22 protein-coding genes are annotated in these 24,967 nt (G+C 71.7%); 16 read left to right on the top strand and 6 right to left on the bottom strand.

The features are described from left to right. Positions 1-16 precede the first annotated feature (16 nt). Positions 17-919 (top strand): tyrosine recombinase XerC, encoded by a 903-nt coding sequence (locus K8F61_RS05850; protein WP_231821007.1) that lies wholly within the window; start codon positions 17-19, stop codon positions 917-919. A 12-nt stretch (positions 920-931) separates the two neighbouring features. Here K8F61_RS05850 and K8F61_RS05845 read toward each other — a convergent pair whose 3' ends face one another. After that, the gene (locus K8F61_RS05845) at positions 932-1,504 is read right to left on the bottom strand and encodes a murein hydrolase activator EnvC family protein (RefSeq protein ID WP_231821006.1); all 573 of its coding nucleotides are present in this window, start codon (positions 1,502-1,504) and stop codon (positions 932-934) included. A 299-nt stretch (positions 1,505-1,803) separates the two neighbouring features. Here K8F61_RS05845 and rpsB point away from each other — a divergent pair, with 299 nt between their 5' ends. From rpsB to K8F61_RS05800, 9 genes are all read left to right on the top strand, one after another. After that, on the top strand, positions 1,804-2,700 hold the full coding sequence (gene rpsB / locus K8F61_RS05840) for a 30S ribosomal protein S2 (RefSeq protein WP_231821005.1): 897 nt from the start codon (positions 1,804-1,806) through the stop codon (positions 2,698-2,700). Positions 2,701-2,741: 41 nt separating this feature from the next. After that, on the top strand, positions 2,742-3,569 hold the full coding sequence (gene tsf, locus K8F61_RS05835; RefSeq protein ID WP_067243222.1) for a translation elongation factor Ts: 828 nt from the start codon (positions 2,742-2,744) through the stop codon (positions 3,567-3,569). Positions 3,570-3,669: 100 nt separating this feature from the next. Further along, a complete protein-coding gene (pyrH, locus tag K8F61_RS05830; RefSeq protein WP_219084769.1) occupies positions 3,670-4,386 on the top strand; it encodes a UMP kinase in 717 nt (238 codons plus the stop codon). 86 nt (positions 4,387-4,472) lie between these two features. Beyond that, positions 4,473-5,027 carry a ribosome recycling factor gene (gene frr, locus K8F61_RS05825; RefSeq protein ID WP_067243223.1) on the top strand — a complete coding sequence of 185 codons (555 nt, stop codon included), beginning with the start codon at positions 4,473-4,475 and terminating at the stop codon, positions 5,025-5,027. Between the two features lie 7 nt (positions 5,028-5,034). Next, complete coding sequence (locus K8F61_RS05820; protein WP_219084770.1) at positions 5,035-6,054, top strand: phosphatidate cytidylyltransferase; 1,020 nt, start codon at positions 5,035-5,037, stop codon at positions 6,052-6,054. Further along, positions 6,051-6,623 (top strand): DivIVA domain-containing protein, encoded by a 573-nt coding sequence (locus K8F61_RS05815; RefSeq protein ID WP_231821004.1) that lies wholly within the window; start codon positions 6,051-6,053, stop codon positions 6,621-6,623. The genes K8F61_RS05820 and K8F61_RS05815 overlap by 4 nt, the downstream gene beginning before the upstream one ends. A 76-nt stretch (positions 6,624-6,699) precedes the next feature. After that, a complete protein-coding gene (locus K8F61_RS05810) occupies positions 6,700-7,410 on the top strand; it encodes an aggregation-promoting factor C-terminal-like domain-containing protein (RefSeq protein WP_219084771.1) in 711 nt (236 codons plus the stop codon). A 15-nt stretch (positions 7,411-7,425) separates the two neighbouring features. Then, a complete protein-coding gene (locus K8F61_RS05805; RefSeq protein ID WP_067243225.1) occupies positions 7,426-7,710 on the top strand; it encodes a hypothetical protein in 285 nt (94 codons plus the stop codon). Further along, positions 7,710-8,426 (top strand): alpha/beta hydrolase, encoded by a 717-nt coding sequence (locus tag K8F61_RS05800; RefSeq protein ID WP_231821003.1) that lies wholly within the window; start codon positions 7,710-7,712, stop codon positions 8,424-8,426. Before K8F61_RS05805 ends, K8F61_RS05800 begins: the two co-directional genes overlap by 1 nt. 27 nt (positions 8,427-8,453) lie before the next feature. On the opposite strand, the gene K8F61_RS05795 is transcribed toward K8F61_RS05800, so the two are convergent. After that, a complete protein-coding gene (locus K8F61_RS05795) occupies positions 8,454-9,518 on the bottom strand; it encodes an AI-2E family transporter (protein WP_067243226.1) in 1,065 nt (354 codons plus the stop codon). A gap of 170 nt (positions 9,519-9,688) precedes the next feature. On the opposite strand from K8F61_RS05795, the gene K8F61_RS05790 reads away from it, so the two are divergent. Together K8F61_RS05790 and K8F61_RS05785 are read left to right on the top strand one after the other, a co-directional pair. Then, the gene (locus tag K8F61_RS05790; protein WP_231821002.1) at positions 9,689-11,509 is read left to right on the top strand and encodes a DUF8094 domain-containing protein; all 1,821 of its coding nucleotides are present in this window, start codon (positions 9,689-9,691) and stop codon (positions 11,507-11,509) included. Continuing rightward, positions 11,506-12,444 (top strand): tetratricopeptide repeat protein, encoded by a 939-nt coding sequence (locus K8F61_RS05785; protein ID WP_231821001.1) that lies wholly within the window; start codon positions 11,506-11,508, stop codon positions 12,442-12,444. Before K8F61_RS05790 ends, K8F61_RS05785 begins: the two co-directional genes overlap by 4 nt. A 44-nt stretch (positions 12,445-12,488) precedes the next feature. On the opposite strand, the gene soxR is transcribed toward K8F61_RS05785, so the two are convergent. Then, on the bottom strand, positions 12,489-12,935 hold the full coding sequence (gene soxR / locus K8F61_RS05780; protein ID WP_219084795.1) for a redox-sensitive transcriptional activator SoxR: 447 nt from the start codon (positions 12,933-12,935) through the stop codon (positions 12,489-12,491). A 68-nt stretch (positions 12,936-13,003) separates the two neighbouring features. On the opposite strand from soxR, the gene K8F61_RS05775 reads away from it, so the two are divergent. Then, complete coding sequence (locus tag K8F61_RS05775) at positions 13,004-14,413, top strand: MFS transporter (protein WP_231820999.1); 1,410 nt, start codon at positions 13,004-13,006, stop codon at positions 14,411-14,413. 3 nt (positions 14,414-14,416) lie between these two features. Here K8F61_RS05775 and glgB read toward each other — a convergent pair whose 3' ends face one another. The 3 genes from glgB to glgX are packed head-to-tail and all read right to left on the bottom strand — an operon-like array spanning position 14,417 to position 20,830. Further along, positions 14,417-16,612, bottom strand: coding sequence for a 1,4-alpha-glucan branching protein GlgB (gene glgB, locus K8F61_RS05770; protein WP_231820998.1), 2,196 nt, complete (start codon positions 16,610-16,612; stop codon positions 14,417-14,419). Beyond that, positions 16,609-18,693 (bottom strand): maltotransferase domain-containing protein, encoded by a 2,085-nt coding sequence (locus tag K8F61_RS05765; RefSeq protein WP_418888076.1) that lies wholly within the window; start codon positions 18,691-18,693, stop codon positions 16,609-16,611. The genes glgB and K8F61_RS05765 overlap by 4 nt, the downstream gene beginning before the upstream one ends. A gap of 40 nt (positions 18,694-18,733) precedes the next feature. Beyond that, positions 18,734-20,830, bottom strand: coding sequence for a glycogen debranching protein GlgX (glgX, locus tag K8F61_RS05760; protein WP_231820997.1), 2,097 nt, complete (start codon positions 20,828-20,830; stop codon positions 18,734-18,736). Positions 20,831-20,944: 114 nt separating this feature from the next. On the opposite strand from glgX, the gene K8F61_RS05755 reads away from it, so the two are divergent. The 3 genes from K8F61_RS05755 (at position 20,945) to K8F61_RS05745 (ending at position 24,933) form a co-directional block, all read left to right on the top strand. Continuing rightward, complete coding sequence (locus tag K8F61_RS05755) at positions 20,945-22,126, top strand: cysteine desulfurase family protein (protein WP_231820996.1); 1,182 nt, start codon at positions 20,945-20,947, stop codon at positions 22,124-22,126. A gap of 49 nt (positions 22,127-22,175) precedes the next feature. Beyond that, positions 22,176-23,273, top strand: a complete 1,098-nt coding sequence (mnmA, locus tag K8F61_RS05750; RefSeq protein WP_157517879.1) for a tRNA 2-thiouridine(34) synthase MnmA — start codon at positions 22,176-22,178, stop codon at positions 23,271-23,273. A gap of 319 nt (positions 23,274-23,592) precedes the next feature. Then, a complete protein-coding gene (locus tag K8F61_RS05745; protein WP_219084779.1) occupies positions 23,593-24,933 on the top strand; it encodes a purine-cytosine permease family protein in 1,341 nt (446 codons plus the stop codon). Positions 24,934-24,967: the final 34 nt, after the last annotated feature.

The following is a 24,967-nucleotide window of genomic DNA, read 5'->3' as shown; positions in this document are numbered from 1 at the left end:
GCCGCACACTGGGAGGGTGCGACTCTCCCACGCGGTGGACGACTTCACGACGCACCTGGCGTCGGTGCGGCGGCTGTCCGCGGCGACGATCCGCGCGTATCGCAACGATCTGACCGATCTGGTCCGGGCCGCCGGCGACCCGGAACTGGAGGACGTGGACCTCGAGACCCTGAGGGAGTGGCTCTGGCGCGCCACGCAGCGCGGCGACGCCCGCGCGACCTTGGCGCGCCGGACGGCCGCCGCCCGTTCCTTCTTCGCCTGGGCCAGGGAGGAGGAACGGATCCCGGTCGACCCCAGTCTCCGACTCGTCGCGCCGAAGCGCGGCAGATCGCTCCCCGTGGTCGCTTCGGCGGACTCGCTCCGGCAGCTGCTCGACGAACTTCGCCACGACGCCGCGGGCGGCGATCCGGTCCGCCTGCGCGACAGCGCCGTCCTGGAACTCCTCTACGGCTCGGGGATGCGCGTCTCGGAGCTCTGCGGCCTCGCGGTCGACGATGTGGACCTGGACCGCGCCACGGCGCGGGTGCGGGGCAAGGGGGACAGAGAGCGGGTGGTGCCGTTCGGCGTCCCCGCGAAGGACGCGGTGGCGGCCTATCTGCGGCGCGGCCGGCCGGCCCTGGCGGCGCGCACGGACCGCTCGTCACCCGCCCTCTTCCGGGGCGCGCGCGGCGGCGCGCTCGGACCGCGGACCGTCTACGCGCTCGTCGCCCGCACGCTCGGCCCCGTGCTCGGTGAGGAGACGGTCGGCCCGCACGCGCTCCGGCACTCCGCGGCGACGCATCTGCTCGACGGCGGCGCGGACCTGCGGGCGGTGCAGGAGATCCTGGGGCACGCCAGCCTCGGTACCACGCAGATCTACACGCACGTGTCCGCCGAGCGGCTGACCGCGACGTACCGCCTCGCGCATCCCCGGGCGTGAGCGGAGAACCGCTCAGCAGACGACCCCGCCGCAGGGGAGCAGGACGGCGCGCGGCACCTCGCCGAACAGCAGCAGGGGATTGATGTACTCGCCGTGCCACCGGACGCCGACGTGGAGCGTCCCGGGCAGTGCGTGTCCTCCCTGAGCGAGCTTGCCGACGGCGTCTCCGACGGCGACCGCCGCGCCCGGGTCGAGGTCGCTCTGCAGGGGCTCGTAGGTCGTGACGAGCCCGTCGCCGTGGTCGATCGTGAGGAGCGGGCGATCCACCACGGTGCCGCGGAACGCGATCGTGCCGTCGGCTGGCGCCCTCACGGGGCCGGCGGCGGCGACGTCGATCCCGCGATGGCCGGGGCCGTACGCGTGCGCCGGGGCGCGGAACGGGGCGACGACGGTTCGGGGTCCGGACACGGGCCATCGCCAGTCGGCTCCCGCAGGAGCCGTCGCCGCGGGAGCCGACGGGGCGGAGATGGTCGCCGCGGCGGTGACGGCTCCCGCGGCCGACCCGGGGGAGCCGAGGAGGACGAGGAGGAGCATGAGAGCGAGCGGCGGAGCGACGCGACCGGGAGGGAGACGACGTGGCGACATGGCCCGATGATGCCGGGGCGCCGCCGTCGGCGCGGACCCCGCGCCGGAACGGTGGACGACGGGCCGGGGACCGGTGTTCGTGCAGGACGAGGGCGGTGCTCGCGAGGCGTCGAGGCTGATACACTGACAAGGCATCTCGAGCGATCGAGGTGACTACGCGTGCCCACAGCGTCCATCGTGGTGCGACACCCCATCGGTCCCTTCCGAGGGCGGGGTGTGTGCCGGGCACCAGGACAGCCGACCGCCCGGTCGGCGATCAACCGCAACGGCGAGAACCGCCAGAACAGGGGAGTACGACCATGGCCGTCGTCACCATCCGCCAGCTGCTCGACAGCGGCGTGCACTTCGGACACCAGACCCGCCGGTGGAACCCGAAGGTGAAGCGCTTCATCCTCACGGAGCGCAGTGGCATCCACATCATCGACCTGCAGCAGTCGCTGGCCTACATCGACCGCGCCTACGACTTCGTCAAGGAGACCGTCGCGCACGGCGGGACGATCCTCTTCGTCGGCACCAAGAAGCAGGCGCAGGAGATCCTCGCCGAGCAGGCGACCCGCGTGGGCCAGCCCTACGTCAACCAGCGCTGGCTGGGTGGCCTCCTGACGAACTTCTCGACCATCGCGAAGCGTCTGGCCCGCATGAAGGAGCTCGAGGAGCTCGACTACGAGAACCCCGCCGCCTCGGGCTTCACCAAGAAGGAGCTGCTGCTCAAGAAGCGCGAGCTCGACAAGCTGCACAAGTCGCTGGGCGGCATCCGCAACCTCACCAAGACCCCGTCGGCCCTGTGGGTCGTCGACGCCAAGCGTGAGCACCTCGCCATCGACGAGGCGAAGAAGCTGGGCATCCCGGTCATCGGCATCCTCGACACGAACGCGGACCCGGACGACTTCCAATACCCGATCCCCGGCAACGACGACGCGATCCGCTCCGTCTCGCTGCTGACGCGCATCATCGCCGACGCCGCGGCCGAGGGCCTGCAGCAGAAGCACAACCCGGAGCAGGGCGACGCCGAGCCGCTCGCCGAGTGGGAGCGCGAGCTGCTCGAGGGCGGCGACGCCGAGGCGGCCGCCACCGAGACCGCTGCGACCGAGACGGCCGCGGACGAGGCCGGTGCCGCCGCGCACGACGAGGCGATCGCCGCTGCCGCCGAGGAGGCGCCCGCCGAGGTCGCCGCCGCTGAGGCCGCCGACAAGTAATCCCTCGTACACACACGACACGTAGCAAGGAGCCACCACACATGGCCAACTTCACCATCGCCGACATCAAGGCGCTGCGTGAGCAGCTCGGCACGGGAATGGTCGACACCAAGAAGGCGCTCGAGGAGGCCGGCGGCGACGTCGAGAAGGCCACCGAGATCCTGCGTCTCAAGGGTGCCAAGGGCAACGCCAAGCGCGCCGACCGCTCCACCAGCGAGGGTCTGGTCGTCGCCCGCGAGAACGGCAACAGCGTCACGCTGATCGAGCTCGCCTGCGAGACGGACTTCGTCGCGAAGAACGAGCGCTTCATCGCGCTGGCCGAGAAGGTCGCGGACGCGGCCGCCGCGGCGTCGGCGAACACCGTCGAGGAGGTCCTCGCGGCCTCCGCGGGCGGCCAGACCGTCGAGCAGCTGATCTCAGACGAGGCCGCCATCATCGGTGAGAAGGTCGAGCTGCGGCGCGTCCGCACCGTGACCGGCGACGCCGTCTCGGTGTACCTGCACCGCACGAGCAAGGACCTGCCGCCGCAGATCGGCGTCGTCGTCGCCTACACGGGTGACGACGCGGAGACCGCGCGCAGCATCGCCCAGCACATCTCCTTCGCCAACCCGTCGTACCTCACCCGTGAGGACGTCCCGGCGGCGGACGTGGAGAAGGAGCGCGAGATCGTCACCGAGATCTCCCGCAACGAGGGCAAGCCGGAGGCGGCCCTGCCGAAGATCGTCGAGGGCCGTGTGTCCGCGTTCTTCAAGCAGGTCGCGCTCCTCGAGCAGGACTACGCCAAGGACAACAAGCTGTCCGTCGGCCAGGTCGCGAAGGACGCCGGCATCACAGTGACGGACTTCGCGCGCTTCAAGGTCGGCGCGTAAGACCGCGGAAGGGGTTCGGATCATCGCGATCCGAACCCCTTCTTCATGCCCGCCGCGAGGCGCGCACGCTATTTTGATCAGGGACGAGAGGAACAACCCCATGATGCAAGGACCCGGACGCCGTCGCGTCGTTCTGAAGCTGTCGGGCGAGGCGTTCGGCGGCGGCCAGCTCGGGGTCAACCCCGACATCGTCGGCCAGATCGCCCGCGAGATCGCGGCGGCGACCGACGAGGTCGAGATCGCGGTCGTGGTCGGCGGAGGCAACTTCTTCCGCGGCGCGGAGCTGAGCCAGCGCGGGATGGACCGCGGACGTGCGGACTACATGGGCATGCTGGGCACCGTCATGAACGCCCTCGCCCTCCAGGACTTCCTCGAGCAGGCCGGCGCCGAGCCGCGCGTGCAGTCCGCGATCGCCATGACCCAGGTCGCCGAGCCCTACATCCCCCTCCGCGCCGAGCGGCACATGGAGAAGGGGCGCGTCGTCATCTTCGGTGCCGGCGCCGGCCTTCCGTACTTCTCCACCGACACCGTCGCCGCCCAGCGGGCGCTCGAGATCCGCGCGACGGAGGTGCTCGTCGCCAAGAACGGCGTGGACGCGATCTACACCGCGGACCCGAACAAGGACTCGTCCGCGGAGCGCATCGACCACGTCACCTACCGCGAAGCCCTGCAGAAGGGGCTCAAGGTCGTGGACTCGACGGCGTTCAGCCTCTGCATGGACAACGGCATGGACATGCGCGTGTTCGGCATGGAGCCGGCCGGCAACATCACCCGTGCGCTGCGCGGCGAAGCCATCGGCACCCGCGTCACGGCCTGAGCGCCGCGCCCGGCCCGGCGCCCCGCACGGGGGCGGCGGGCCGCCCCGAGTAGACTGAGACGAACCCTCTGACGATTGGAGCCCCCGTGATCGCGGACGTCCTCGCCGACACCACTTCCCGCATGCAGCGCGCCGTCGAGGCTGCGAAGGAGGACTTCGCCACGGTGCGCACCGGCCGCGCGAACCCGCAGCTCTTCCAGAAGCTGATGGTCGACTACTACGGCTCGCCCACTCCGCTCGCCCAGCTCGCGTCCCTGGCCAACCCCGAGGCGCGCACGCTCCTGATCACGCCCTACGACAAGTCGGCGCTGAAGGCCATCGAACAGGCCGTCCGCGACATGCCGAACCTCGGCGCGAACCCCTCGAACGACGGCAACATCATCCGGGTGACGATGCCGGAGCTCACGGCGGACCGCCGCAAGGAGTACGTCAAGCTCGTGAAGTCCAAGGGCGAGGACGCGAAGGTCCACGTCCGCGGCATCCGCCGCAAGGCCAAGGACGAGCTCGACGGGCTCAAGAGCGAGCTCGGTGAAGACGAGATCGCCCGCGGCGAGAAGGAGCTGGACGCCCTCACGCGCCAGCACGTCGACCTCATCGACGAGGCTGTGAAGCGCAAAGAGGCCGAACTGCTCGAGGTGTGAGGTCGGGATGACAGGTCCTTCGGCGGACGAACCGCAGGACATCCCGCCGCGCCCTCCGCTTCCCGCTCCTCGCCACGGTGATCAGCTGCATGCGCAGTGGCAGGCGAAGAAGGCCGAGATCGGCACTCAGGTCTCGCACGCCCGGGATCAGCTCGACCAGGCGAACGAGCGCATCAAGGAGCGGACGGGCCGTGACCTCGTCGTGGCGATCCTGATCGGGCTGCTGATCGGCGGGGCCCTGCTGGCGTCCCTCGTGTTCGTCAAGTGGGCGTTCGTGATCTTCGCGGTCGCTGCGGCGCTGCTGGCGATCGGAGAGCTCGTCCTCGCCCTGCGCACGGGCGGGCGGCGGGCGGATCTCTGGCCGCAGCTCGTCGTCGGCGCGGCGCTCGTCACGGCGGGCTACTTCGCCGACCCGTGGCTGTGCTGGGTGATGCTCTTCGTCGCGGTGTTCGTCGTCGTGGTGTGGCGCCTGGTCGGGCAGATGGCCGCCAGGGACGGGCGCACGTACGGCGACGTCCTCACCGACGCTGTCTCCGCGGGGTTCATCCAGATCTACATCCCCTTCCTCGCTGCGACCGCGCTCATGCTGCTGCGCGAGGAGCGGGGGGAGTGGTGGGTGCTCTCGTTCATCATCGTGGTGGTCGTGGCAGACACCGCCGCCTACGCCTCCGGCCTGCTGTTCGGCCGGGGCGGGCGGCATCCGATGGCTCCGCGGGTGAGCCCGAAGAAGACCTGGGAGGGCTTCGCGGGCGCGGTCGCGGGCTCCCTCCTCGCCGGTGCGCTGCTCGGCGTCTTCCTGCTCGGGCTGCCGTGGTGGGCGGGACTGATCATCGGCGCCGCGCTGGTCGCATCCGCGACCCTCGGCGACCTCGCCGAGTCGATGCTCAAGCGCGACCTCGGCATCAAGGACATGAGCTCGTGGCTCCCGGGCCACGGAGGCCTCCTCGATCGTCTCGACAGCATCCTCCCCTCTGCGGTGGTCGCCCTGGCCCTGTTCCATCTCCTCAGCCCCCTGGCGGTATCGTGACCCTCTCCTCCTCTCCGGCCGACGGCGCCTCGGCGCCCTTCCCCCTCGCTCAGGGACGCGAGAAGGGCTATCAGCGTTCCGCGGTGGACGCCTTCCTCGCGCGGGCCAAGACCGCGTTCGAGGCGAACCCGCCCGAGCTCGACGCGGCCAGCGTGCGGGCCGTCTCGTTCCCGCTCGTCCGCGGCGGCTACCGCATCGCCGAGGTCGACGCCGCATTGGCGCGGGTCGAGGACGCGTTCGCGGGACGCGAGCGCAGCACGGCGCTCTCGCAGAAGGGCGCGCGCGCCTGGGTGAGCCGCGCGCGTTCCGAGGCCCAGGTCATCCTGGACCACCTGAACCGCCCGAAGGGGCATCGCTTCGGGCGGACGGGACTGCTCACCTTCGGCTACCGGGTGGACGAGGTGGACCACGTGGCCGAGCGGATCGTCCGCTACCTCCGCGACGGTGACGCGCTGTCGGCGGAGCAGGTCCGTCACACGGCCTTCCGGATGCAGCGGCGCGGATACCGCGAGGAGCAGGTGGATGCGCTGCTGGACGCCACGATCGAGGTGCTCCTCGCGGTCCGCTGACCGCGAGCGCGCGTGCTCATGGTGGATTCAGCATCGGGTCGCTAGACTGGGGCGCATTGTGACTCCCGATAACGATTTGGTTTCGACGGACGCTGCCCGAGCCGACGTCTCCGTCCGCGCGAAGGCGCCGCGCCGCGGCGCCGCGACGCCCCGGCGCCGCACGACCGCGACGATCCTCGCCGGTCTGGCCGTCGTCGGTTTCTCCGCTGCGATCGTCGCGCCGGCAGGCATCGCCATGGCGACCCCGTCCGCCGACGAACCGGCGGCCGCGCAGAGCGTGTACTCGCTGGCCGCCAAGGACGCCCAGACCTTCGACATCACGGTGCAGGGCGCTCAGGGCGCTCAGGCGACCCCGATCGCGCGCGAGGGCTTCGAGGTGTACGTGACGCCCACGCCGACTCCGACGCCGACCCCGGAGCCCGCCTCGGATCCGGGCTCCGGCGCGTCCGAGGAGTCGGGCGAGTCGTCCGGTGGCGGGGGCGGTGGCGGCCCCATGTACTACACCGGAGGGGGCGACCCGGCCGCGTGGATGGCGGCGGCGGGCATCGCGCCGGAGGACTGGGGCTACGTCGACTACATCGTGAGCCGGGAAAGCGGCTGGAACCCGAATGCGGTGAACTCGTCGTCCGGCGCGAGCGGGCTCGTCCAGGCGCTTCCGTGCGACAAGGTGCCGGGCAGCTGCTTCGATCCGGTGGACAACCTCCGCTGGGCGGACGGCTATGCGAAGGGCCGGTACGGGAGCTGGGCGGAGGCCGTCGGCTTCTGGTCCGCCAACCACTGGTGGTGAGCGTCCGCGCCCGCCATGCCCCGATCGCACCGTCGTCGTCCTGAACGCCCGCGCGACGACGCCCTCGACCGCCTCATCGCGGGGTGGAAGCGCACGGAGATCCGCGGCGGCGTGGAGTGGTACGTGCAGCCGATCTCGGCCGCGCAGGCGCAGAAGGAGTACGTCTGCCCCGGATGCCGGAGCCTCGTGCTGCCCGGCGTCGCCCACGTCGTGACGTGGCGCGCGGACGGCGTGCTCGGCGACGCCGCCGACCTCGCGGCACGGCGCCACTGGCACAACGGGTGCTGGCGGAGGCGCTGATGGAGATCCGTGGGCCTCTGGACCTTCCTGCGCGGCGAGAGGACCTGACCCTGCGCACGGCCGACGGGCTCACCCTCGTCGGTGAGCTGGCCCTTCCGCTCGACCGGGATCCGGTGGCCACGCTGGTGACCCTCCACCCCCTGCCCACGGCGGGCGGGTTCATGGACTCCCACATCATCCGGAAGGCCGCCGCCCGGCTTCCGGCGCTCGCCGACCTGGCGGTGCTGCGGTTCAACACGCGGGGCACGAGGTCGCCGCGCGGCACGAGCGAGGGGTCCTTCGGCGGCGGTGTCGACGAGGAGCACGACGTCGCGGCCGCGATGGCCCTCGTCCGCGAGCGGGGCCTGCCGGCTCCGTGGCTCCTCGGCTGGTCGTTCGGCACCGAGCTGGCGCTGAAGTACGGCCGCGATCACGCGGTGGACGGGGTCATCCTCCTCTCGCCTCCGCTGCATCGGACCACCGACGCCGAGCTCGCCGGGTGGGCCGACGACCCGCGGCGCGTGATCGCCCTCATCCCGGAGCTCGACGACTACCTGCGTCCGGACGAGGCCGCGCGGCGATTCGCAGCGATCCCGCACGCGACGCTCATCGCGGTCGAGGGCGGGCGGCACCTCTGGGTGGGCGAGTCCCAGACCCGGCGGGTGCTCACGGAGATCGTCGCCGCCGTCAACCCGGCGGCCCTGCCGCTGCCGCTGCACTGGCCGGCTGCCCGCTGACCGCCGGGACGAGCCGCATCGCGGGTGTTACCGCTCGTTCATCCGCGGGATCAGGACCTGGCGGTAGATGATCAGGATGCTCGCGGCCACCGGGATCGCGATCAGGGCGCCGAGAAGGCCCAGCAGCGCGCCGCCGGCCAGGGCCGCGATCACGACCACGGCACCGGGCACCGAGACCGCCCGGTTCATGACGCGCGGGGAGATCACGTACGCCTCGATCTGCATGTAGACGAGGTAGTACACCGCGGCGATGATCGCCGTGGTCGGATACGGCAGCCCGCCGAGCCCCGGGATGAGACAGATGAGGACGATCAGCGTGGACCCCGTGAGGGTGCCGACCAGCGGGATCAGGGAGAAGAAGAAGGCGATGACCGCGAGCACCGCGGGGAACGGCGCCTGGATGATCGACAGGAGGATGGCGCTGAGGACTCCGTTGATGACGCCCATGGTGACCTGCCCCATCACGTAGTAGCCGACGGAGGCGGTGATCTGTTCCGCGAGGTCCACGAACCGCGCCCTCTTGGAGGCGGGGACGAGCTGGTAGACGGAGCTCTTCAGCGAGGGGATCGCCGAGGTGAAGTAGATCGTCAGGATCAGCACGATGAAGGCCCCGGCGAGACCCGTCACGATCGCCGTTCCGGCCGCCACCACGCTCTCGGTGATGGATCCCCAGTTGCGCAGCAGCCAGTCCGTGGCGTTGCTGATGAGGTCGTCGAGGAAGGCCGGCTGGAGGCCGGGGAAGACCGACAGCACCCAGTCCTTGACGTCTTCCAGGGCCGTGCTCTGCAAGAAGACCGTGATCTGGCGCACCAGCTGAGTGATCTGGTCGATCAGGATCGGCAGGACCATCAGCACGATGCCGGTGAACACCCCGAGGACCGCGAGGATCGTCACGAGCACCGCAGCCCACCGAGGGACGCGGTGCCGCGTGAGGAACGTGATGGCCGGGTCGAGACCGAGACTGAGGAACAGGGCCGTGCCGACGTACAGCAGGATCGTGGACAGCGACTCGACGCTGTTGATGAGCATGATGCCCAGACCCACGCCCAGGGTCGCCACCAGGGCGGTGCGGAACGGGTTGTGGATCTTCATGCGGCTCCTCGGTCTCGGACGACCACAGCGTAGTCGCGAGCAGGGACGGAACCGGGGCGCGACGCCCCAGGATCGTGCCCCTCGTGGCATCCTTTCAGGTCGTTTCGCTAGTCTGAAACGTCGAGCGGAGATCCCGGGCGTCCGCCGGCGGATCACGGAGGAGACTTTTCGTGCGTTTTGTATGGGCCGTCCTGGCCTTCGTGCTGGCTGCGGTCCTCATCGGGACCGGTATCGCGCAGCGGAGCATCTTCCTCGGCCCGAAGGATGTGACCGCGGAGCTGTCCGTCGACCAGCCTCAGCGCTACACGATGATCGACGGTGAGGTGCTCCGCTCCCACCCGGGCGAGCAGACCCTGGTGGCGCACGGCGACGGCACGATCTTCGTGGCCCAGGCGCGCACCGCCGACCTCGAGGCCTGGCTGTCCGACGTGCCCTACAACCGGATCGCCCTCGACGACGCGGGCGAGCCGGCGGCGACGGTCGTGGAGCCGGAGGAGTCGACCGATGCCGCAGCCGGTTCCGCCGACGGGCGCGACCCGGCGGGCTCGGACCTGTGGCTGGACGAGCTCACCGACGAGAACGCCGTGATCGACCGCATGCAGATCCCGGACGGCGTGAGCGTTCTCCTCGCCTCCGACGGCACGGCCGAGGCGCCGGCGGACGTGGCGGTCTCCTGGCCCCTCGACAACGCCACGCCCTGGGCCGGCCCGCTGATGGTGGCCGGTGGCGTCTTCGCGCTGCTCGGGCTGATCCTCTACGTCCTCGCCGTGCGTCACTCCCGCCGCGGCAAGGGACCGCGGCGCAAGGGCCCGCCGCCGATGCCGCCGACCGAGCCGATCGAGCTCGCCCGCGGCCGGACGGGGGCCATCGACACGGGGGCGTCGTCGGACGCCTCCCGGGCCGAGCGCTCGGCTGCGCCTCGTCGCCGCGTGCGTCGGGCTTTGCTCGTGGTTCCCGCGATGGGTCTGTCCGCGGCGCTCCTGTCCGGGTGCACGCCCGACGCCTGGCCGCAGTTCACCGCCTCGCCGACGCCGACGCCCACCCCGACCGCCACGCCCGACGCGACCCAGCAGGCGCCGGCCGTCACCGAGACGCAGGCGGCACGCATCCTGGAGAACCTCGCCGCGACGGTCGCAGAGGCGGACGAGAAGCGCGATGCGACGCTCGCGGCCACGCGTCTGTCGGGGGCGGCCCTGGCCGAGCGCGAGACCGCGTACACCGTGCGCGGCACCGTGGCGGACTTCGCCCTCCCGGCCACGATCCCGCCGGAGAAGGTGCGCATCCTCGTGCCCCAGGCCTACGACTCCTGGCCGCGCACGACCATGATGCTCGTCGAGCACGGTTCCGACGAGACCGTGCCGCCGCTGATCCTCACGATGACGCAGGCCGACCCGTGGTCGAACTACACGGTCGGATACGTCTCCGAGATGCAGGCCTCCGCGAAGCTCCCGGACATGGCTCCGGCCTGGCTCGGCGCGAAGCTCACGCCGCCGGACTCGCCGTTCCTCACCGTGGCCCCGGACAAGCTCGGCGAGACGTTCGCCGACGTCGTCGACAACGGGGAGAAGAGCGCCGCGTACGACCAGTTCGACGAGACCTCGCTCGCGTTCGTCAAGGCCGTGAACGACAGTCGCGCCTCGGTCACCCAGGACCTGATCGACGCCGGGGCGGAGACGACCTCGGCCGCCGCGTTCGACGCCGTCGCCGGGGACGAGGAGCCGGTCGCGATCTCCACGATCGACAGCGGAGCGATCGTCGCGGTCACGGTCGATGACATCCAGTCCGTCACGCCGACCCAGGAGGGCGTGGACATCCGGACTGCGGAGAACTCCACGACGGCGGTCCTCGCCGGCGCGGCCACCTCGGCCACCGGGTTCCGCACGACCTACAGCATGCAGCTCTTCTTCGCCGTGCCCGCTCAGGGCTCTACGTCCCCGATCACCCTGCTCGCTGCCACGCAGCAGCTGCTCTCTGTGGAGGTCATCCCGTGACCGACATCGCCGCCGCCGCGCTGCGCGGCGCCGTCGACCTGTCCTCGCTGCGCAACCGTCCCGCGTCGCCGGCACCGGGGGAGGCGCCGTCCGGCGCCGCGTCCGGCACCCTCGTCGTGGACGTCACCGACGCCACCTTCGGAAGCGTCCTCGAGCTCTCGCGCACCGTCCCGGTGGTCGTGGACCTCTGGGCGGAGTGGTGCGGCCCCTGCAAGCAGCTCAGCCCGATCCTGGAGAAGGTCGTGACGGAGCTGGCGGGGCGCCTGGTGCTCGCGAAGGTGGACGTCGACGCCAACCCGCAGCTCGCGCAGAGCTTCCGCGCCCAGTCGATCCCGATGGTCGTGGCCCTCGTCGCCGGGCAGCCCGTGCCGCTGTTCACGGGCGCGGTCCCGGAGCAGCAGGTGCGGGACGTCTTCGACCAGCTTCTCGCCCTGGCGGCGCAGAACGGCGTCACCGGATCGGTCCCCGTGGACGGCGGCGGGCGCGCGGAGGGTGAGACGGCCGCTCCCGAGGAGCCGCCGCTGCCGCCGCTGCACCAGGCGGCCTTCGACGCGATCGAGGCGGGGGACTTCGCCGCCGCCATCGCGGCCTACGAGAAGGCACTGGCGGAGAACCCTCGGGACGAGGACGCGCGCGCCGGGCTCGGTCAGGTCCGGCTGCTGCACCGCACGCAGGGTCTCGACCTCACCGCGGTGCGCGAGGCGGCGGCTGCCGCTCCCGGCGACGTGGACGCCCAGTTCGCGGTCGCGGACCTGGACATCGCCGGCGGACACGTCCAGGACGCCTTCGACCGGCTCCTGGACCTGTTCACGGCCGTGCAGGGGGACGACCGCGGCCGCGTCCGCGAGCGCCTCGTCGAGCTCTTCGGCCTCGTCGGGGACGCCGACGAGCGGGTGGTCTCCGCACGCAAGCGGCTGGCGACCCTCCTGTTCTGAGCCGGCTCGCCCGAGCCGTTCCCGCGGAGCCGTCGCCCGCGGCGTCAGGCCCCGGGCTCGTCGTCGTGCTCGGCGAGCAGACGACGCGGGCCCGGGCCCTCGTCGGACAGCGCATCCTCGGGATTGAGGATCCGGCATCGGCGCAACGACAGGCAGCCGCACCCGATGCAGCCGGTCAGCTCCGCCTCCAGGCGCTCGATCTCCCGGCGACGCTCCTCGAGGTGCGCGTGCCACCGTGCCGAGATGCGCGCCCAGTCGCGCTTGCCGGGCATCCGCTCCTCGGGGAGCTCGGCGAAGACCTCCGCGATCTCGGTGAGGGGGATGCCGAGCCGTCGCGCGAACAGAAGCAGCGACAGGCGCCGCAGCATGTGCCGCGGATACCGTCGCTGGTTGCCCGCGGTGCGCTCGGAGCGGATGAGACCCTGCTCCTCGTAGAAGCGCACGGCGGAGGTGGCGACGCCGGCCCTCGCCGCGAGGTCGCCGATGGTCATGAGGTCTGTCGGTGTGCGCACGGAGCTCCTTGACTTCAAGAACACTTGAAGTTCTACGGTAGATCACCGTGAGCACAGAAACCAGTGAAATCCCCGTCGCCGCGCCGCCGGAGGTCGTCCAGGACCGCTGGCGGGACCTGTTCTCGGGCCGCCGGCTGGCCGTGTCCGCGGTCCTCGCCGGGGGCGTCGGCCTGTACGCGATGAACCTCTTCATCGCCGCGGCCCTGATGCCGTCGATCGTCCAGGACCTCGGCGGGAGCGCCTACTACGCCTGGGCCGCCACCGGGTTCCTCCTCGCGGCGGTGATCTCCTCGATGCTCGTCAGCCGCATCCTCGGGGCATGGGGAGCGGCGGCGTCCTACGCGGTCGGCTTCCTCGTCTTCGCCGCCGGCGCCGTCCTGAGCGCGCTGGCCCCGACCATGGGCCTGTTCATCACGGGCCGGGTGATCCAGGGGCTCGGCGGGGGTCTGCTCGCAGGACTCGGGTACGCCGTGATCCGCACCGCCCTGCCACCCGCGCTGTGGACCCGCGCGGCGGGCCTGGTCTCGGCGATGTGGGGCGTGGGCACTCTCGTCGGCCCGAGCGTCGGCGGGCTGTTCGCCGAGCTGCACGCGTGGCCGTGGGCGTTCGCGGCCCTCGCCGCCGTGGCCGTGGTCCTCGCCATCGCGAGCACCCGCGTGCTCCCGGGGGCGGACCGATCCGCCGACGCGCGGATGTCGGTCCCGTACGCGTCGCTGGTCCTGTTGACGCTCGCCGCGGCGGCGTTCAGCATGTCGTCCGTGGTCCCGGCCGGCCCCGCCGTCGCCGCGGCGCTCGCTCTCGGAGCCGTCCTCCTGGTGGTGTTCCTCGTCGTCGACGCCCGATCGGCGTCCGGTGTGCTCCCGAAGCTGACGTACCAGCGCAGGAACCCGCTGAAGTGGGTGTACCTGACGGTCGCGCTGATCTGCGCGGGTGTGATGACGGAGAACTTCATCCCGCTCTTCGGGCAGGAGCTCGCGTCACTGTCGCCCCTGATGGCCGGATTCCTCGGGGCCGCTCTGTCGATCGGCTGGGTCGGTGCCCAGCTGTTCAGCGTGTCGCTCCCGGACCGGACGGTCGGAGCCGTGCTGCGCTGCGCTCCGCTCCTGCTCACCGGCGGCCTCGTGCTGTTCGGCGTGCTGCTGCACGACGGTGCGGACATCGGCCGGGTCATCGGCTGGGCCCTGGCCCTGCTCGTGGCCGGAGCCGGGATCGGCCTCGCCTTCCCCCATCTCGGCGTCGCGGCGATGCGCAGCTCCGCGGACGCAGCGGTCGGCGCTCAGGCGGCCGCGGCGCTGTCGACCACGCAGCTGATCGCCAACACGATCGCCTCCGCGCTCGGCGGGACGTTCGTGAGCTTCGGAGCGAGTGCGCTGGGCTCGGCCCAGTGGATGGTCTTCGGGCTCGCGGCGCTGACGGCCGTGGCCATCCTCACCGCCCAGGGCGTGCGGGGACGCTGACCGTCAGGTGAGCCGGCCCGCGCGCGGCAGGTGCGGGTCGCGGACGTGACGCAGCCACAGCGTCGACAGCGCCGGGAGCGTCAGCGTCGCCCGGGCGGGGCCGTCCTCACGGTCCGGCGCGTAGACGGAGCCCAGGTTCCCCGCCCCGGACCCGCCGAACTCGGCGGCGTCCGTGTTGAGCACCTCGGTCCACGTGCCGGGGACCGGCAGATCCAGCGGGACGCCGGTCCTCGTCACGCCCGCGAAGTTGCTGATCACCGCGAGCTGGCCGCCGTGTGCGTCCCGGCGCACGAACGCCACGACGCTCGGATCCCACTCCGGAGCGCCGATGCGGGTGAAGGAGGTGGCGTCGTCGTCGCGCTCCCACAGCGGTGCGTGGGACCGGTACGTCCGGTTGAGCGCGGCCACGAACTGCTCCAGCTGCGCATGCGAGGGCTGATCCCGCAGCCACCAGTCCAGGCCCCGCGACTCGGACCACTCGGCGAGCTGCCCGAACTCCTGACCCATGAACAGCAGGTTCTTGCCCGGATGCCCCCACATGTACCCGAGGTAGGCGCGCACGTTCGCGAGCTTCGCGGCGTGGTCGCCGGGCATCTTGGACCGGAGGCTTCCCTTCCCGTGGACGACCTCGTCGTGGCTGATCGGCAGGATGTAGTTCTCGCCGAAGGCGTAGACGAACGAGAACGTCATCTCGCCCTGGTGGTGGCCGCGATAGAGGGGGTCGCGATGGATGTACTCCAGCGAGTCGTTCATCCAGCCCATGTTCCACTTGAACCCGAATCCGAGACCGGCGTGGTCGGTCGGCGCGGTCACGCCGGGGAAGCTCGTGGACTCCTCCGCGATCATGAGGACGCCGGGGTTCCGACGGTACGCGGTCGCGTTGACCTCCTGCAGGAAGCGGATCGCCTCCAGGTTCTCCCGGCCGCCGTGCACGTTCGGCTCCCACTCGCCGTCCCGGCGCGAGTAGTCGAGATAGAGCATCGAGGCCACCGCGTCCACGCGCAGCCCGTCGGCGTGGAACTCCTCCAGCCAGTACAGCGCGTTCGCGACGAGGAAGTTGCGCACCTCGTCACGGCCGTAGTCGAAGATCAGCGTGCCCCAGTCCTGATGCTCGCCGCGTCGTGGGTCGGGGTGCTCGTAGACCGGCTCCCCGTCGAAGCGCGCCAGCGCGAAGGAGTCCTTCGGGAAGTGCCCCGGGACCCAGTCGAGGATCACGCCGATGCCGGCCTGGTGAAGCCGGTCGATCAGATAGCGCAGGTCGTCGGGCGTGCCGTACCGGCGGGTCGGCGCGTAGTAGCCGGTGACCTGATAGCCCCAGGAGCCGCCGAAGGGGTGCTCGGCCACCGGCATGAACTCCACGTGCGTGAAGCCGGTCGCCGTGACGTGCCCGATGAGCTCGTCCGCGAGCGCGCGGTAGCCCAGCCCCGGGCGCCACGAGCCCAGGTGCACCTCGTACACCGACAGGGGCTGGGCGACCGCGTGGGTGGCGGCGCGACGGGTCATCCACGCCCCGTCCTGCCAGGTGTGCGCGGACGCGGTGACCACGGATGCGGTCGCGGGCGGCTCCTCGGCGAGCTGGGCCATGGGGTCGGCCTTGAGGATCCAGTCCCCGGCGCGGGTGAGGATCTCGTACTTGTACCGCGTTCCCGGCTCCACGTCGGGGATGAACAGCTCCCAGACGCCGCTGGCGCCCATCGAGCGCATGGCGTGCAGACGGCCGTCCCAGCCGTTGTGGTCGCCGACCACGCGGACTGCTCGGGCGTGCGGAGCCCAGACCGCGAACGCCGTTCCCGGGTCGCCCTCGAAGATCCGATGGTGGGCGCCGAGCGCCTCCCACAGCCTCTCGTGCCGTCCTTCGCGGATCAGGTGCAGGTCCAGTTCGCCGACGGTCGGCGTGTGGCGGTAGGGATCGGCGACCACCCACTCCGATCCGTCCTCGTACGCGGCGGAGATCCGGTACGGCCCGACGGACCCGCGGACCCTGCCCTCCCAGATGCCGTCCCCGACGTGGGCCAGCGGCACCTCCCCGCCGTCCGAGAGCAGGACCGTGACGCTCTCCGCGAGGGGGCGAAGCGCCCGGACGACGGTGGTGAGGCGGCCGTCGGCCTCGGGCTCGGGATGCGCTCCGAGGATCGAATGCGGGTCGTGGTGGGTTCCCCCGGCCACGGACTCGCGGATGGCGGGTTCGACGGTGATCATGATCCCAGCTCCCTCACTCTCAGGATGTGGACCGGCTCGGTGAAGGCATCGAGTCGCACGTAGTCGTGGTCGGTCCAGGTCCAGACGGCACCGGTCAGGAGGTCCTCGACCTCGAACGGGTCGCCCGGCTCGACGCCCCAGACGCGGGTGTCGAGGTGGACGGTCGTCTGACGCACGGAGTGGGGGTCGACGTTGACGACGACGATGATCGTGTCGGCGTCTCCCGTGCCCGTGAACGCGGCATCGAGATGCTTCGAGTACACGAGGATCGCGTCGTCGTCGCTCCAGTGCACGCGGAGGTTGCGGAGCTGGCGGAGCGCAGGGTGCGCACGGCGGATCTCGTTGAGCCGGCGCAGGTAGGGTGCCAGCGAGTCGCCGGCCTCCTCGGCGCCCGCCCAGTCCCGCAGCTTGTACTCGTACTTCTCGTTGTCGACGTTCTCCTCGGACCCCGGGCGGGCGACGTTCTCGAACAGCTCGAAGCCGGCGTAGACGCCGTAGGTCGGCGCCGCCGTCGCCGCGATGGCCGCGCGGATGCGGTAGGCGGCGCGGCCGCCGAACTGGAGGTACTCCGTGAGGATGTCCGGGGTGTTCACGAAGAGGTTCGGACGGAGGTAGTCCGCCGTCTCCTCCGCGAGGGAGGAGAGGAACTCCTCCAGCTCGGCCTTGGTGTTGCGCCAGGTGAAGTAGGTGTAGCTCTGCTGGAAGCCCACCGCAGCGAGCCCCCGCAGCGGCGCCGGGCGGGTGAAGGCCTCGGCCAGGAAGATCACGTCCGGGTGCTCGGCGTTGACCGTGCGGATCAGCCACTCCCAGAAGCGCAGGGGCTTGGTGTGGGGATTGTCCACCCGGAAGATCCGCACGCCCTGCGCGATCCAGTGCCGCACGATCCGCAGCACCTCGGCGCAGAGCCCGGCCCCGTCCCTGTCGAAGTTCAGCGGATAGATGTCCTGGTACTTCTTCGGCGGGTTCTCCGCGTAGGCGATGGTGCCGTCGGGCAGAGGAGTGAACCACTCCGGGTGCGCGGTCACCCAGGGGTGGTCCGGCGCGGCCTGCAGGGCGAGGTCCAGCGCCACCTCGAGACCCAGCTCCTTCGCCCTCCCCACGAAGTCCCGAAAGTCCTGGAGCGTCCCGAGGTCGGGATGCACCGCGTCGTGCCCGCCCTCCGCGGATCCGACCGCCCAGGGCGATCCCGGGTCGTCGGGGCCGGCGACCAGCGTGTTGTTGGGCCCCTTCCGGTGGATCCGCCCGATCGGGTGGATCGGAGGCAGGTAGACGATGTCGAACCCCATGTCGGCGACGGCGGGGAGCCGCTCGGCGGCCGTCCGGAACGTGCCGCTGCGGATCCCTCCGTCCGGAAGGCGCACCGCCCCCTCGGAGCGCGGGAAGAACTCGTACCAGGCGCCGACGCCCGCGCGGGTGCGCTCGACGAGGATCCGCTGCCAGCCGGTGACCGAGTCGAGTTCCGTCAGCGGACGCTGCCGGAACACCGCGGCCAGCTCCGGGTCCGTCGCGACAGCGAGCGCCGCCTCGGCGGGCCCGTCCGGCGCCGCCAGGTCCTCGGCATGAGCGGAGAGCCGGCGGCGCTCGGCGGCCGGGCGGTCCTTCTGCGCGGCGGCGCGCCGGAGCAGATCGGCGCCGAGCATGCGCACCACGGCCGCGTCCACTCCCGCCCGCAGCTTCACCTCGGCCGCGTGGGCCCACGTGGCGAACTCGTCGGCGAACGCCTCGAAACGGAAGGACCAGGGGCCGAGCTCGTCCAGGGCGACGCAGACCTCGAAGCGGTCCGTGCCGTCGTCGAGCGGCTCCAGCCGATGCAGCGTCTCCGCGCCGTCGGGGGAGAGGAGGCGCAGGTGCACGCCGATCCGGTCGTGGCCCTCGCGGAAGGCGACGACCCGGAACGGGACGACCTCGCGGGCGAAGGCCTTCGGCAGGAAGCCCCCCGGGACGCTCGGCGAAGGCGCGGCGAGCGGGATCCGCGGGGTCAGCGTGTCGGCGTCGTCCGGTTCGGGAGCGGGCCGCAGCGGGATCTGCGCGGGGCTCCGGAGAGCCTCGGGACGACGAGAGGAACCAGGACGTGGGGCCACACCCCGAACCTACCGCGGCGGGCGGTGCGGGGATAGCGGGTCACTCCGCGCGGAACAGCCGCATGGAGGTCCCGGGGATCGCGATGACCTCGCCGGGGCGGTGCTCCGTGGGATCCTCGGCAGGGCGCTCGTCCGCGCTCGACCACAGCGACACGAACCGGGTGACGCCCTCGATCTCCGGCAGGCGCACGTCGATCGGCGCTTCGGTGCCGTGGACGATCAGCAGGATCCGGTTGAACTCCTCGGTGTCCGGCGTCGAGGAGGCCACGTACTGCAGCGTCCGGTTGCGGGGGTCGTTCCACTGCTCGACCTCCATGGTGTCGCCGTCCTGGTCGTACCAGTCCATGATCGAGGCGTTGGGGATGTGCTCGCCCAGGCGCGCGTACCGGAGCGGGCGCAGCGCCGGGTTCTCCGCACGCAGGCGGGTGAGCAGCGAGACGTGGGCGAGCAGGTCCTGCTGCCACGTCTCGTGCTCCCAGCTCAGCCACGTCAGCGGACCGTCCTGGCAGTACGCGTTGTTGTTGCCGCGCTGGGTGCGGCCGAACTCGTCGCCCGCGGTCAGCATCGGCACGCCGGCGGAGAGCATGAGCGTGCCGAGGAGGTTCCGCATCGCCTTGCGCCGGGCCGCGAGGATGACCGGATCGTCGGTCGGACCCTCGGCTCCGTGGTTGAACGAGCGGTTCATGTCCGCGCCGTCGTGGTTGTCCTCGCCGTTGGCCTCGTTGTGCTTGACGTCGTACGAGACCAGGTCGTGGAGCGTGAAGCCGTCGTGCGCGGTGACGAAGTTGATGCTCGCGAGCGGCCCGCGCTCCTCGCTGTAGGTGTTCGCGGAACCCGCCAGGCGATTGGCGAACCCGCCGATCCCGACGGGGGCGGAGGCGCGGCGGGCGTAGTCGATGTCGCTCAGCCAGAAGTTGCGGACCCGGTCGCGGTAGCGGTCGTTCCACTCGCTCCACCCCGGGGGGAACCCGCCGGTGTGCCAGCCGCCCATTCCGACGTCCCACGGCTCGGCGATGATCTTGGCGTCCGCGAGCACGGGGTCGGTTCGGATGGCCTGCAGAAGCGGGTGGTCCGGGGTGAACTCGTGGGCGGCGTCGCGTCCGAGCGCGACGGCGAGGTCGAAGCGGAATCCGTCCACCTGCATCTCGGTGGTCCAGTAGCGCAGCGAGTCCAGCACCAGCCGCGCGGCGGCGTCGGTCGCCGTGTTCAGCGTGTTGCCGCAGCCCGTCGTGTCGATGTACGCCCCGTCCGGCTGCTGCCGGTAGTAGGACGCGTTGTCGATTCCGCGGAGGCTGGAGCGGGGGCCGCCGATGCCCTCCTCGCTCGTGTGGTTGTAGACCACGTCGAGGATCACCTCCAGACCGGCCTCGTGCAGGAGCCGGACCATCCCCTTGAACTCGGCCAGCACGGCCTCCGGCCCCTCCTTGCGCGACTCCTCGGTCGCGTAGGCGGCGTGCGGGGTGAAGAAGTTCAGGGTGTTGTAGCCCCAGTAGTTGGTGAGCCCGCGCTCCAGCAGGCGCGGCTCCGGGACGAACGCGTGCACCGGGAGCAGCTCGACCGTGGTCACGCCGATCGCTCGGAGGTGCTCGATCATCGCGGGATGCGCGAGGCCGGCGTAGGTGCCGTGGAGCGCGGGCGGAACGCCCGGGTGCCGCTTGGTCAGCCCCTTGACGTGTCCCTCGTAGATCACCGTGCGGTCCAGGGGGATGCGGGGCTTGGCCGTGACGCCCCAGTCGAACCCGTCCGCGACGACCACCGAGCGCCATTCCGCATACCCGTCGCCCTCGGCGAGGCCGCGGGCGTACGGGTCCAGCAGCAGCGTCTCCGGGTTGAACGTGTTGCCCGGGCTGTGGGCGCCGTTGACGCGGAGCGCGTACCGGGCGCCGGGCGTCAGCAGCTCGGTCGTCACCTCCCAGACCCCGCCGGGCTTGCGCTCCAGCGGAAGCTGGGCCGTCTCCCAGTCGAGGTCGGTCTCGTCGAACACCACGAGCTCGACCGAGCCGGCGTTGCGGGACCAGACGCGGAGCGTGCCGCCGCCGTCATGCAGACGCACGCCGAGGTCGTCGAGCGCCGGACTGCACAGGGCGCATCCCTGCTCATCGGGCACGACGGGCTCGGCGGACACATGCGGACACATGGGTTCCAGAGTACGGCCATCGGCGTGTCGTCGGCGCAACTGCGTCCCAGGAACGCCGCCACCGCGTCTCAGCCGCGCGGATCCCGAACGGCACGGGGGTGCGAGAGTAGTCGTGTGCACTATCTCGACCACGCCGCGACGTCCCCGCTGCGCCCCGAGGCGGCGCAGGAGTGGATCCGGGCCTCCGCGGTCGTGGGGAACGCCTCGTCCACCCACGGCGCGGGACAGCAGGCGCGCCGGATCCTGGAGGAGTCGCGGGAACGCCTCGCCGCGGTGCTCGACGCCGATCCGATCGAGGTGGTCTTCACCTCCGGCGGCACCGAGTCGGTCAACCTGGCGCTCCAGGGGCTCTGGAAAGGGCGTGCGGACGACCGGGATGCGGTGATCCTCCCGGACGGGGAGCATCACGCGACGCTGGACACGGTCGCCGCGCTCGCCGCGGACGGCGCCCGCGTCATCCCGGTGCCCGTCGACGGGGTCGGCCGCATCCCGCTCGAGGCGTTCGCCCGCGGGCTCGCGGACGATGGGGCGGCCTTGGCCACGGCTCTCGTCGCGAACAACGAGGTCGGCACGGTGAACGACGCACCGGGCCTGTCTCGGGTCGCCGCGGGGGTGGGCGTCCCGCTGCATCTGGACGCGGTCGCCGCGTTCGGGCACGTCGCGGTGCCGTTCCGCGTCCTGCGCGCGGATGCGCCGGCGGGCGTCGGCCTCGTCGCCATGAGCGTCGCCGGGCACAAGATCGGAGCGCCGGTGGGCACGGGGGCGCTCGTGGTCTCGCGGACCGCGCGGATCGCCCCGCTGCTGCACGGCGGCGGGCAGCAGCGCGGGCTGCGGCCGGGCACGCAGGACATCGCGGGGGCCGCGGCGCTGGCCAGGGCGGCCGAGTGCGCGGAGGAGGAACGTGACGGGGAGGGGCGGCGACTGCGTGCCCTGCGGGAGCGCCTCGTCCACGGCGTCCTCTCCGCGGTCCCCGGCGCCGTGCTCCTCGGCGACCCGGACGGGGACGGCGACCGGCCGTCCCGGCTCCCCGGCAACGCGAACATCCTCTTCCCCGCGGCGCCGAGCGAGAGCATGCTGCTCCTGCTCGATCAGGCCGGCATCTCCGCGTCCGCGGGATCCGCCTGCCAGGCGGGGGTCGCCGAGCCGTCCCACGTCGTCCAGGCGCTCGGGCGCTCGGAGGCGGAGGCGCGGCGCGTGCTGCGGTTCAGTCTCGGGCGGACGACGGCGGACGAGGACGTCGACGCGGTGACCGCCGTGATCGGCGACGTGCACCGACGCGCCGCCGGGCACCGCTGAGCGACGCTCGTCCGGCCCTCGCCCTGGCGAGCGCTCGTAGACTGGGGACATGCGGATCCTGGCGGCGATGAGCGGTGGCGTGGACTCCGCGGTCGCCGCGGCTCGCGCCGTGGAGGCGGGGCACGACGTCACCGGCGTCCATCTCGCGCTGTCCCGGGCCGGCGGCACGCTGCGCACCGGCAGCCGGGGATGCTGCACGATCGAGGACGCGATGGACGCCCGCCGCGCCGCGGACCGGCTCGGCATCCCGTTCTACGTCTGGGACTTCTCCGAGCGCTTCCGGGACGACGTCATCGAGGACTTCGTCTCCGAGTACCGCGCCGGACGCACCCCGAACCCGTGTCTGCGCTGCAACGAGAAGATCAAGTTCGCGGCGCTCCTGGAGCGTGCGCTGGAGCTCGGCTTCGACGCGGTCTGCACCGGGCACTACGCGACCCTGGTCGACGGGGAGGACGGTCTCGAGCTGCACCGGGCGTCGGACGCCGCCAAGGACCAGTCCTACGTCCTCGGCGTGCTCACCGCGCAGCAGCTCGCCCACACGCTGTTCCCGCTGGGCTCGACCCCCTCGAAGGCCCTCGTCCGCGCCGAGGCGGCCGAGCGCGGGCTCAGCGTCGCGCAGAAGCCGGACAGCCACGACATCTGCTTCATCCCGGACGGCGACACCCGCGGCTGGCTCGCCGAGAAGGTGGGCAGCGCCGAGGGCGACATCGTCGATCGCTCGGGCGCCGTGGTGGGCTCCCACGACGGCGCGCACGCGTTCACCGTCGGCCAGCGCCGGGGGCTGCGCCTGGGCGTCCCGGCGCCGGACGGCAAGCCGCGCTTCGTCCTCGAGGTCCGCCCGGTGAGCAACACCGTCGTGGTGGGGCCCAAGGAGGCTCTCGCGATCGCGGAGATCTCGGGTCACCGCCGGTCGTGGGCGGGGGCGGCGCCGCACGAGGACGAGTTCGTGTGCGACGTGCAGATCCGCGCGCACGCGGATCCGGTGCCCGCCCGGGCGTTCGTGGGCGAGGACGGGATCCGCGTGGTCCCCGACCGGCCGCTGGACGGCGTGGCCCCCGGGCAGAGCGCGGTGCTCTACGCGGGCACGCGCGTGCTCGGCCAGTTCACGATCGACGCCACGGTGTCCGCGGTCCCCGCCGCCGTCTGACCCATCTCCGTCCCCCCCCGCACCCTTCGCTTCCCCGGTCCGCGTTGGTCCGTCCTTCCTTTCGCCGAAACCCCCTCTCCGCGCCGAGACCCCCTCTCAGAGTCGTATCTGGGAGGGGGTCTGGGTGGGGAGAGGGGGTCTCGCGGGACCTGCCTCGGTCGCTGGCGCAGGGGGAGCCGGGGGAGAGACATTCGGAAAGCGGCCGGGGAAGCGTGCAGAGTGCACATCCGATGCGCTCGGGCGTGCAGTATGCACATTTCGCTGGAGGACTGCGCTGACTACGGTGGCCACAACCCGTCCTCCTCCCGAAGGAAACCTCATGGCACGCATGGCGCACACCGATGATTTCGCGCTCTCCCGGGTGACTCCCGACGCGCGCAAGCCCTGGTTCGGGATCGCGGTCCAGCGGTTCGGACAGGTGTCCGCGCTGTCGCAGTTCCTCCTCGGCGCGACCCTGGGCTACAGCATGACCTTCGGCGAGGCATTCCTCGCGTTCCTCTTCGGCTCGCTCATCCTCGAGGTGATCATGTGCGTGGTCGGCTTCATCGGCCAGCGTGAAGGGCTGAACACGGCGCTGCTGGCCCGCTGGACGGGCTTCGGCGAGATCGGCGCATCGCTCGTCGGCCTGGCGATCGGCATCAGCCTGATCGGCTGGTTCGGCATCCAGTCCGCGATCTCGGCGCAGTCCCTGGACGCGCTCATGCCCGGGGCGCTGCCGGTCTGGGCCTGGAGCCTCATCTTCGGCCTCGCGGTGACGGCGATCGTGGCCTTCGGCTTCGTCGGCATGCAGTGGCTCGCGAACATCACGGTGCCGCTGTTCCTGATCCTGGTCGGCTGGTCCGTGATCAGCGAGCTCACCCGCCACGACCTCGTCGAGCTGGTCACCGGTCCGGCGCCGGGGCCGACGATGAGCGTGTGGGCGGGCACGGGTATCGTCGCGGGCGGCCTCATCGTGGGGGCGATCATCACGGGGGACATGACCCGGTTCAACCGGTCCCGGGCGGACGTCGTGAAGCAGACGGTCGTGGGCGTCTCGCTCGGGGAGTTCGTCATCGGTCTCGCGGGCGTCCTGCTGGCGCACGCGGCGGCGACCGGCGACATCGTCGCCATCGTGACTTCCTCGGTCGGGTTCGTGGGCCTGTTCATCGTCCTCACCGGCACGTTGAAGATCAACGACTGGAACCTGTACTCCTCGACCCTCGGCCTGGTGAACTTCATCTCCACCGCCTTCGGCAAGAACCTGCACCGCGTGACGACGACGATCGTCCTCGGCGTCGTCGGATCGGTGCTGGCGGCCGTCGGGATCCTCGGGCAGTTCACCGAGTTCCTCGTCGTGCTGAGCGTCGCGTTCCCGCCGATCGCGGGGATCATGGTCGCGGAGTACTACGTGGTGCGGCGCTGGCGCCCCGCGCTGGACGCGACGCGCGACGCCGGGACGCTGCCCGCGACCGCCCCGCGGATCGTCCCGGCGACGATCGTCGTCTGGCTGGTCTCGTCCCTGGTCGGCTACTTCGTCACCTGGGGCATCCCGTCCCTGCTCAGCCTGTTCCTCTCGATGGTGCTCTACATCGTCGCAGGCAAGCTCGGCTGGGTGCACGGCGTCGGGGTCGCCACCACTCGCCAGGCGGCCTCCGCCGACACCGCGCGCGCCGCGGCCTGACCGGTCCCGAATCCTCCACACGAAAGCGAGCACC

It is taken from the genome of Microbacterium resistens, from assembly GCF_021172025.1.
GTDB classification, from domain to species: Bacteria; Actinomycetota; Actinomycetes; order Actinomycetales; family Microbacteriaceae; genus Microbacterium; species Microbacterium resistens.
The sequence above is the reverse complement of the archived record's forward strand: the minus strand, read 5'-3'. Positions and strand labels throughout refer to the sequence as shown.

Excerpts from the sequence above, each read along its gene's own strand:
- glgX (WP_231820997.1), bottom strand. The coding sequence starts at position 20,830 with ATGTGTCCGCATGTGTCCGCCGAGCCCGTCGTGCCCGATGAGCAGGGA.
- rpsB (WP_231821005.1), top strand. The coding sequence starts at position 1,804 with ATGGCCGTCGTCACCATCCGCCAGCTGCTCGACAGCGGCGTGCACTTC.
- K8F61_RS05820 (WP_219084770.1), top strand. The coding sequence starts at position 5,035 with ATGACAGGTCCTTCGGCGGACGAACCGCAGGACATCCCGCCGCGCCCT.
- soxR (WP_219084795.1), bottom strand. The coding sequence starts at position 12,935 with ATGACCATCGGCGACCTCGCGGCGAGGGCCGGCGTCGCCACCTCCGCC.
- pyrH (WP_219084769.1), top strand. The coding sequence starts at position 3,670 with ATGATGCAAGGACCCGGACGCCGTCGCGTCGTTCTGAAGCTGTCGGGC.
- tsf (WP_067243222.1), top strand. The coding sequence starts at position 2,742 with ATGGCCAACTTCACCATCGCCGACATCAAGGCGCTGCGTGAGCAGCTC.
- K8F61_RS05800 (WP_231821003.1), top strand. The coding sequence starts at position 7,710 with ATGGAGATCCGTGGGCCTCTGGACCTTCCTGCGCGGCGAGAGGACCTG.
- K8F61_RS05795 (WP_067243226.1), bottom strand. The coding sequence starts at position 9,518 with ATGAAGATCCACAACCCGTTCCGCACCGCCCTGGTGGCGACCCTGGGC.
- K8F61_RS05745 (WP_219084779.1), top strand. The coding sequence starts at position 23,593 with ATGGCACGCATGGCGCACACCGATGATTTCGCGCTCTCCCGGGTGACT.
- K8F61_RS05805 (WP_067243225.1), top strand. The coding sequence starts at position 7,426 with ATGCCCCGATCGCACCGTCGTCGTCCTGAACGCCCGCGCGACGACGCC.
- K8F61_RS05845 (WP_231821006.1), bottom strand. The coding sequence starts at position 1,504 with ATGTCGCCACGTCGTCTCCCTCCCGGTCGCGTCGCTCCGCCGCTCGCT.
- glgB (WP_231820998.1), bottom strand. The coding sequence starts at position 16,612 with ATGATCACCGTCGAACCCGCCATCCGCGAGTCCGTGGCCGGGGGAACC.
- mnmA (WP_157517879.1), top strand. The coding sequence starts at position 22,176 with ATGCGGATCCTGGCGGCGATGAGCGGTGGCGTGGACTCCGCGGTCGCC.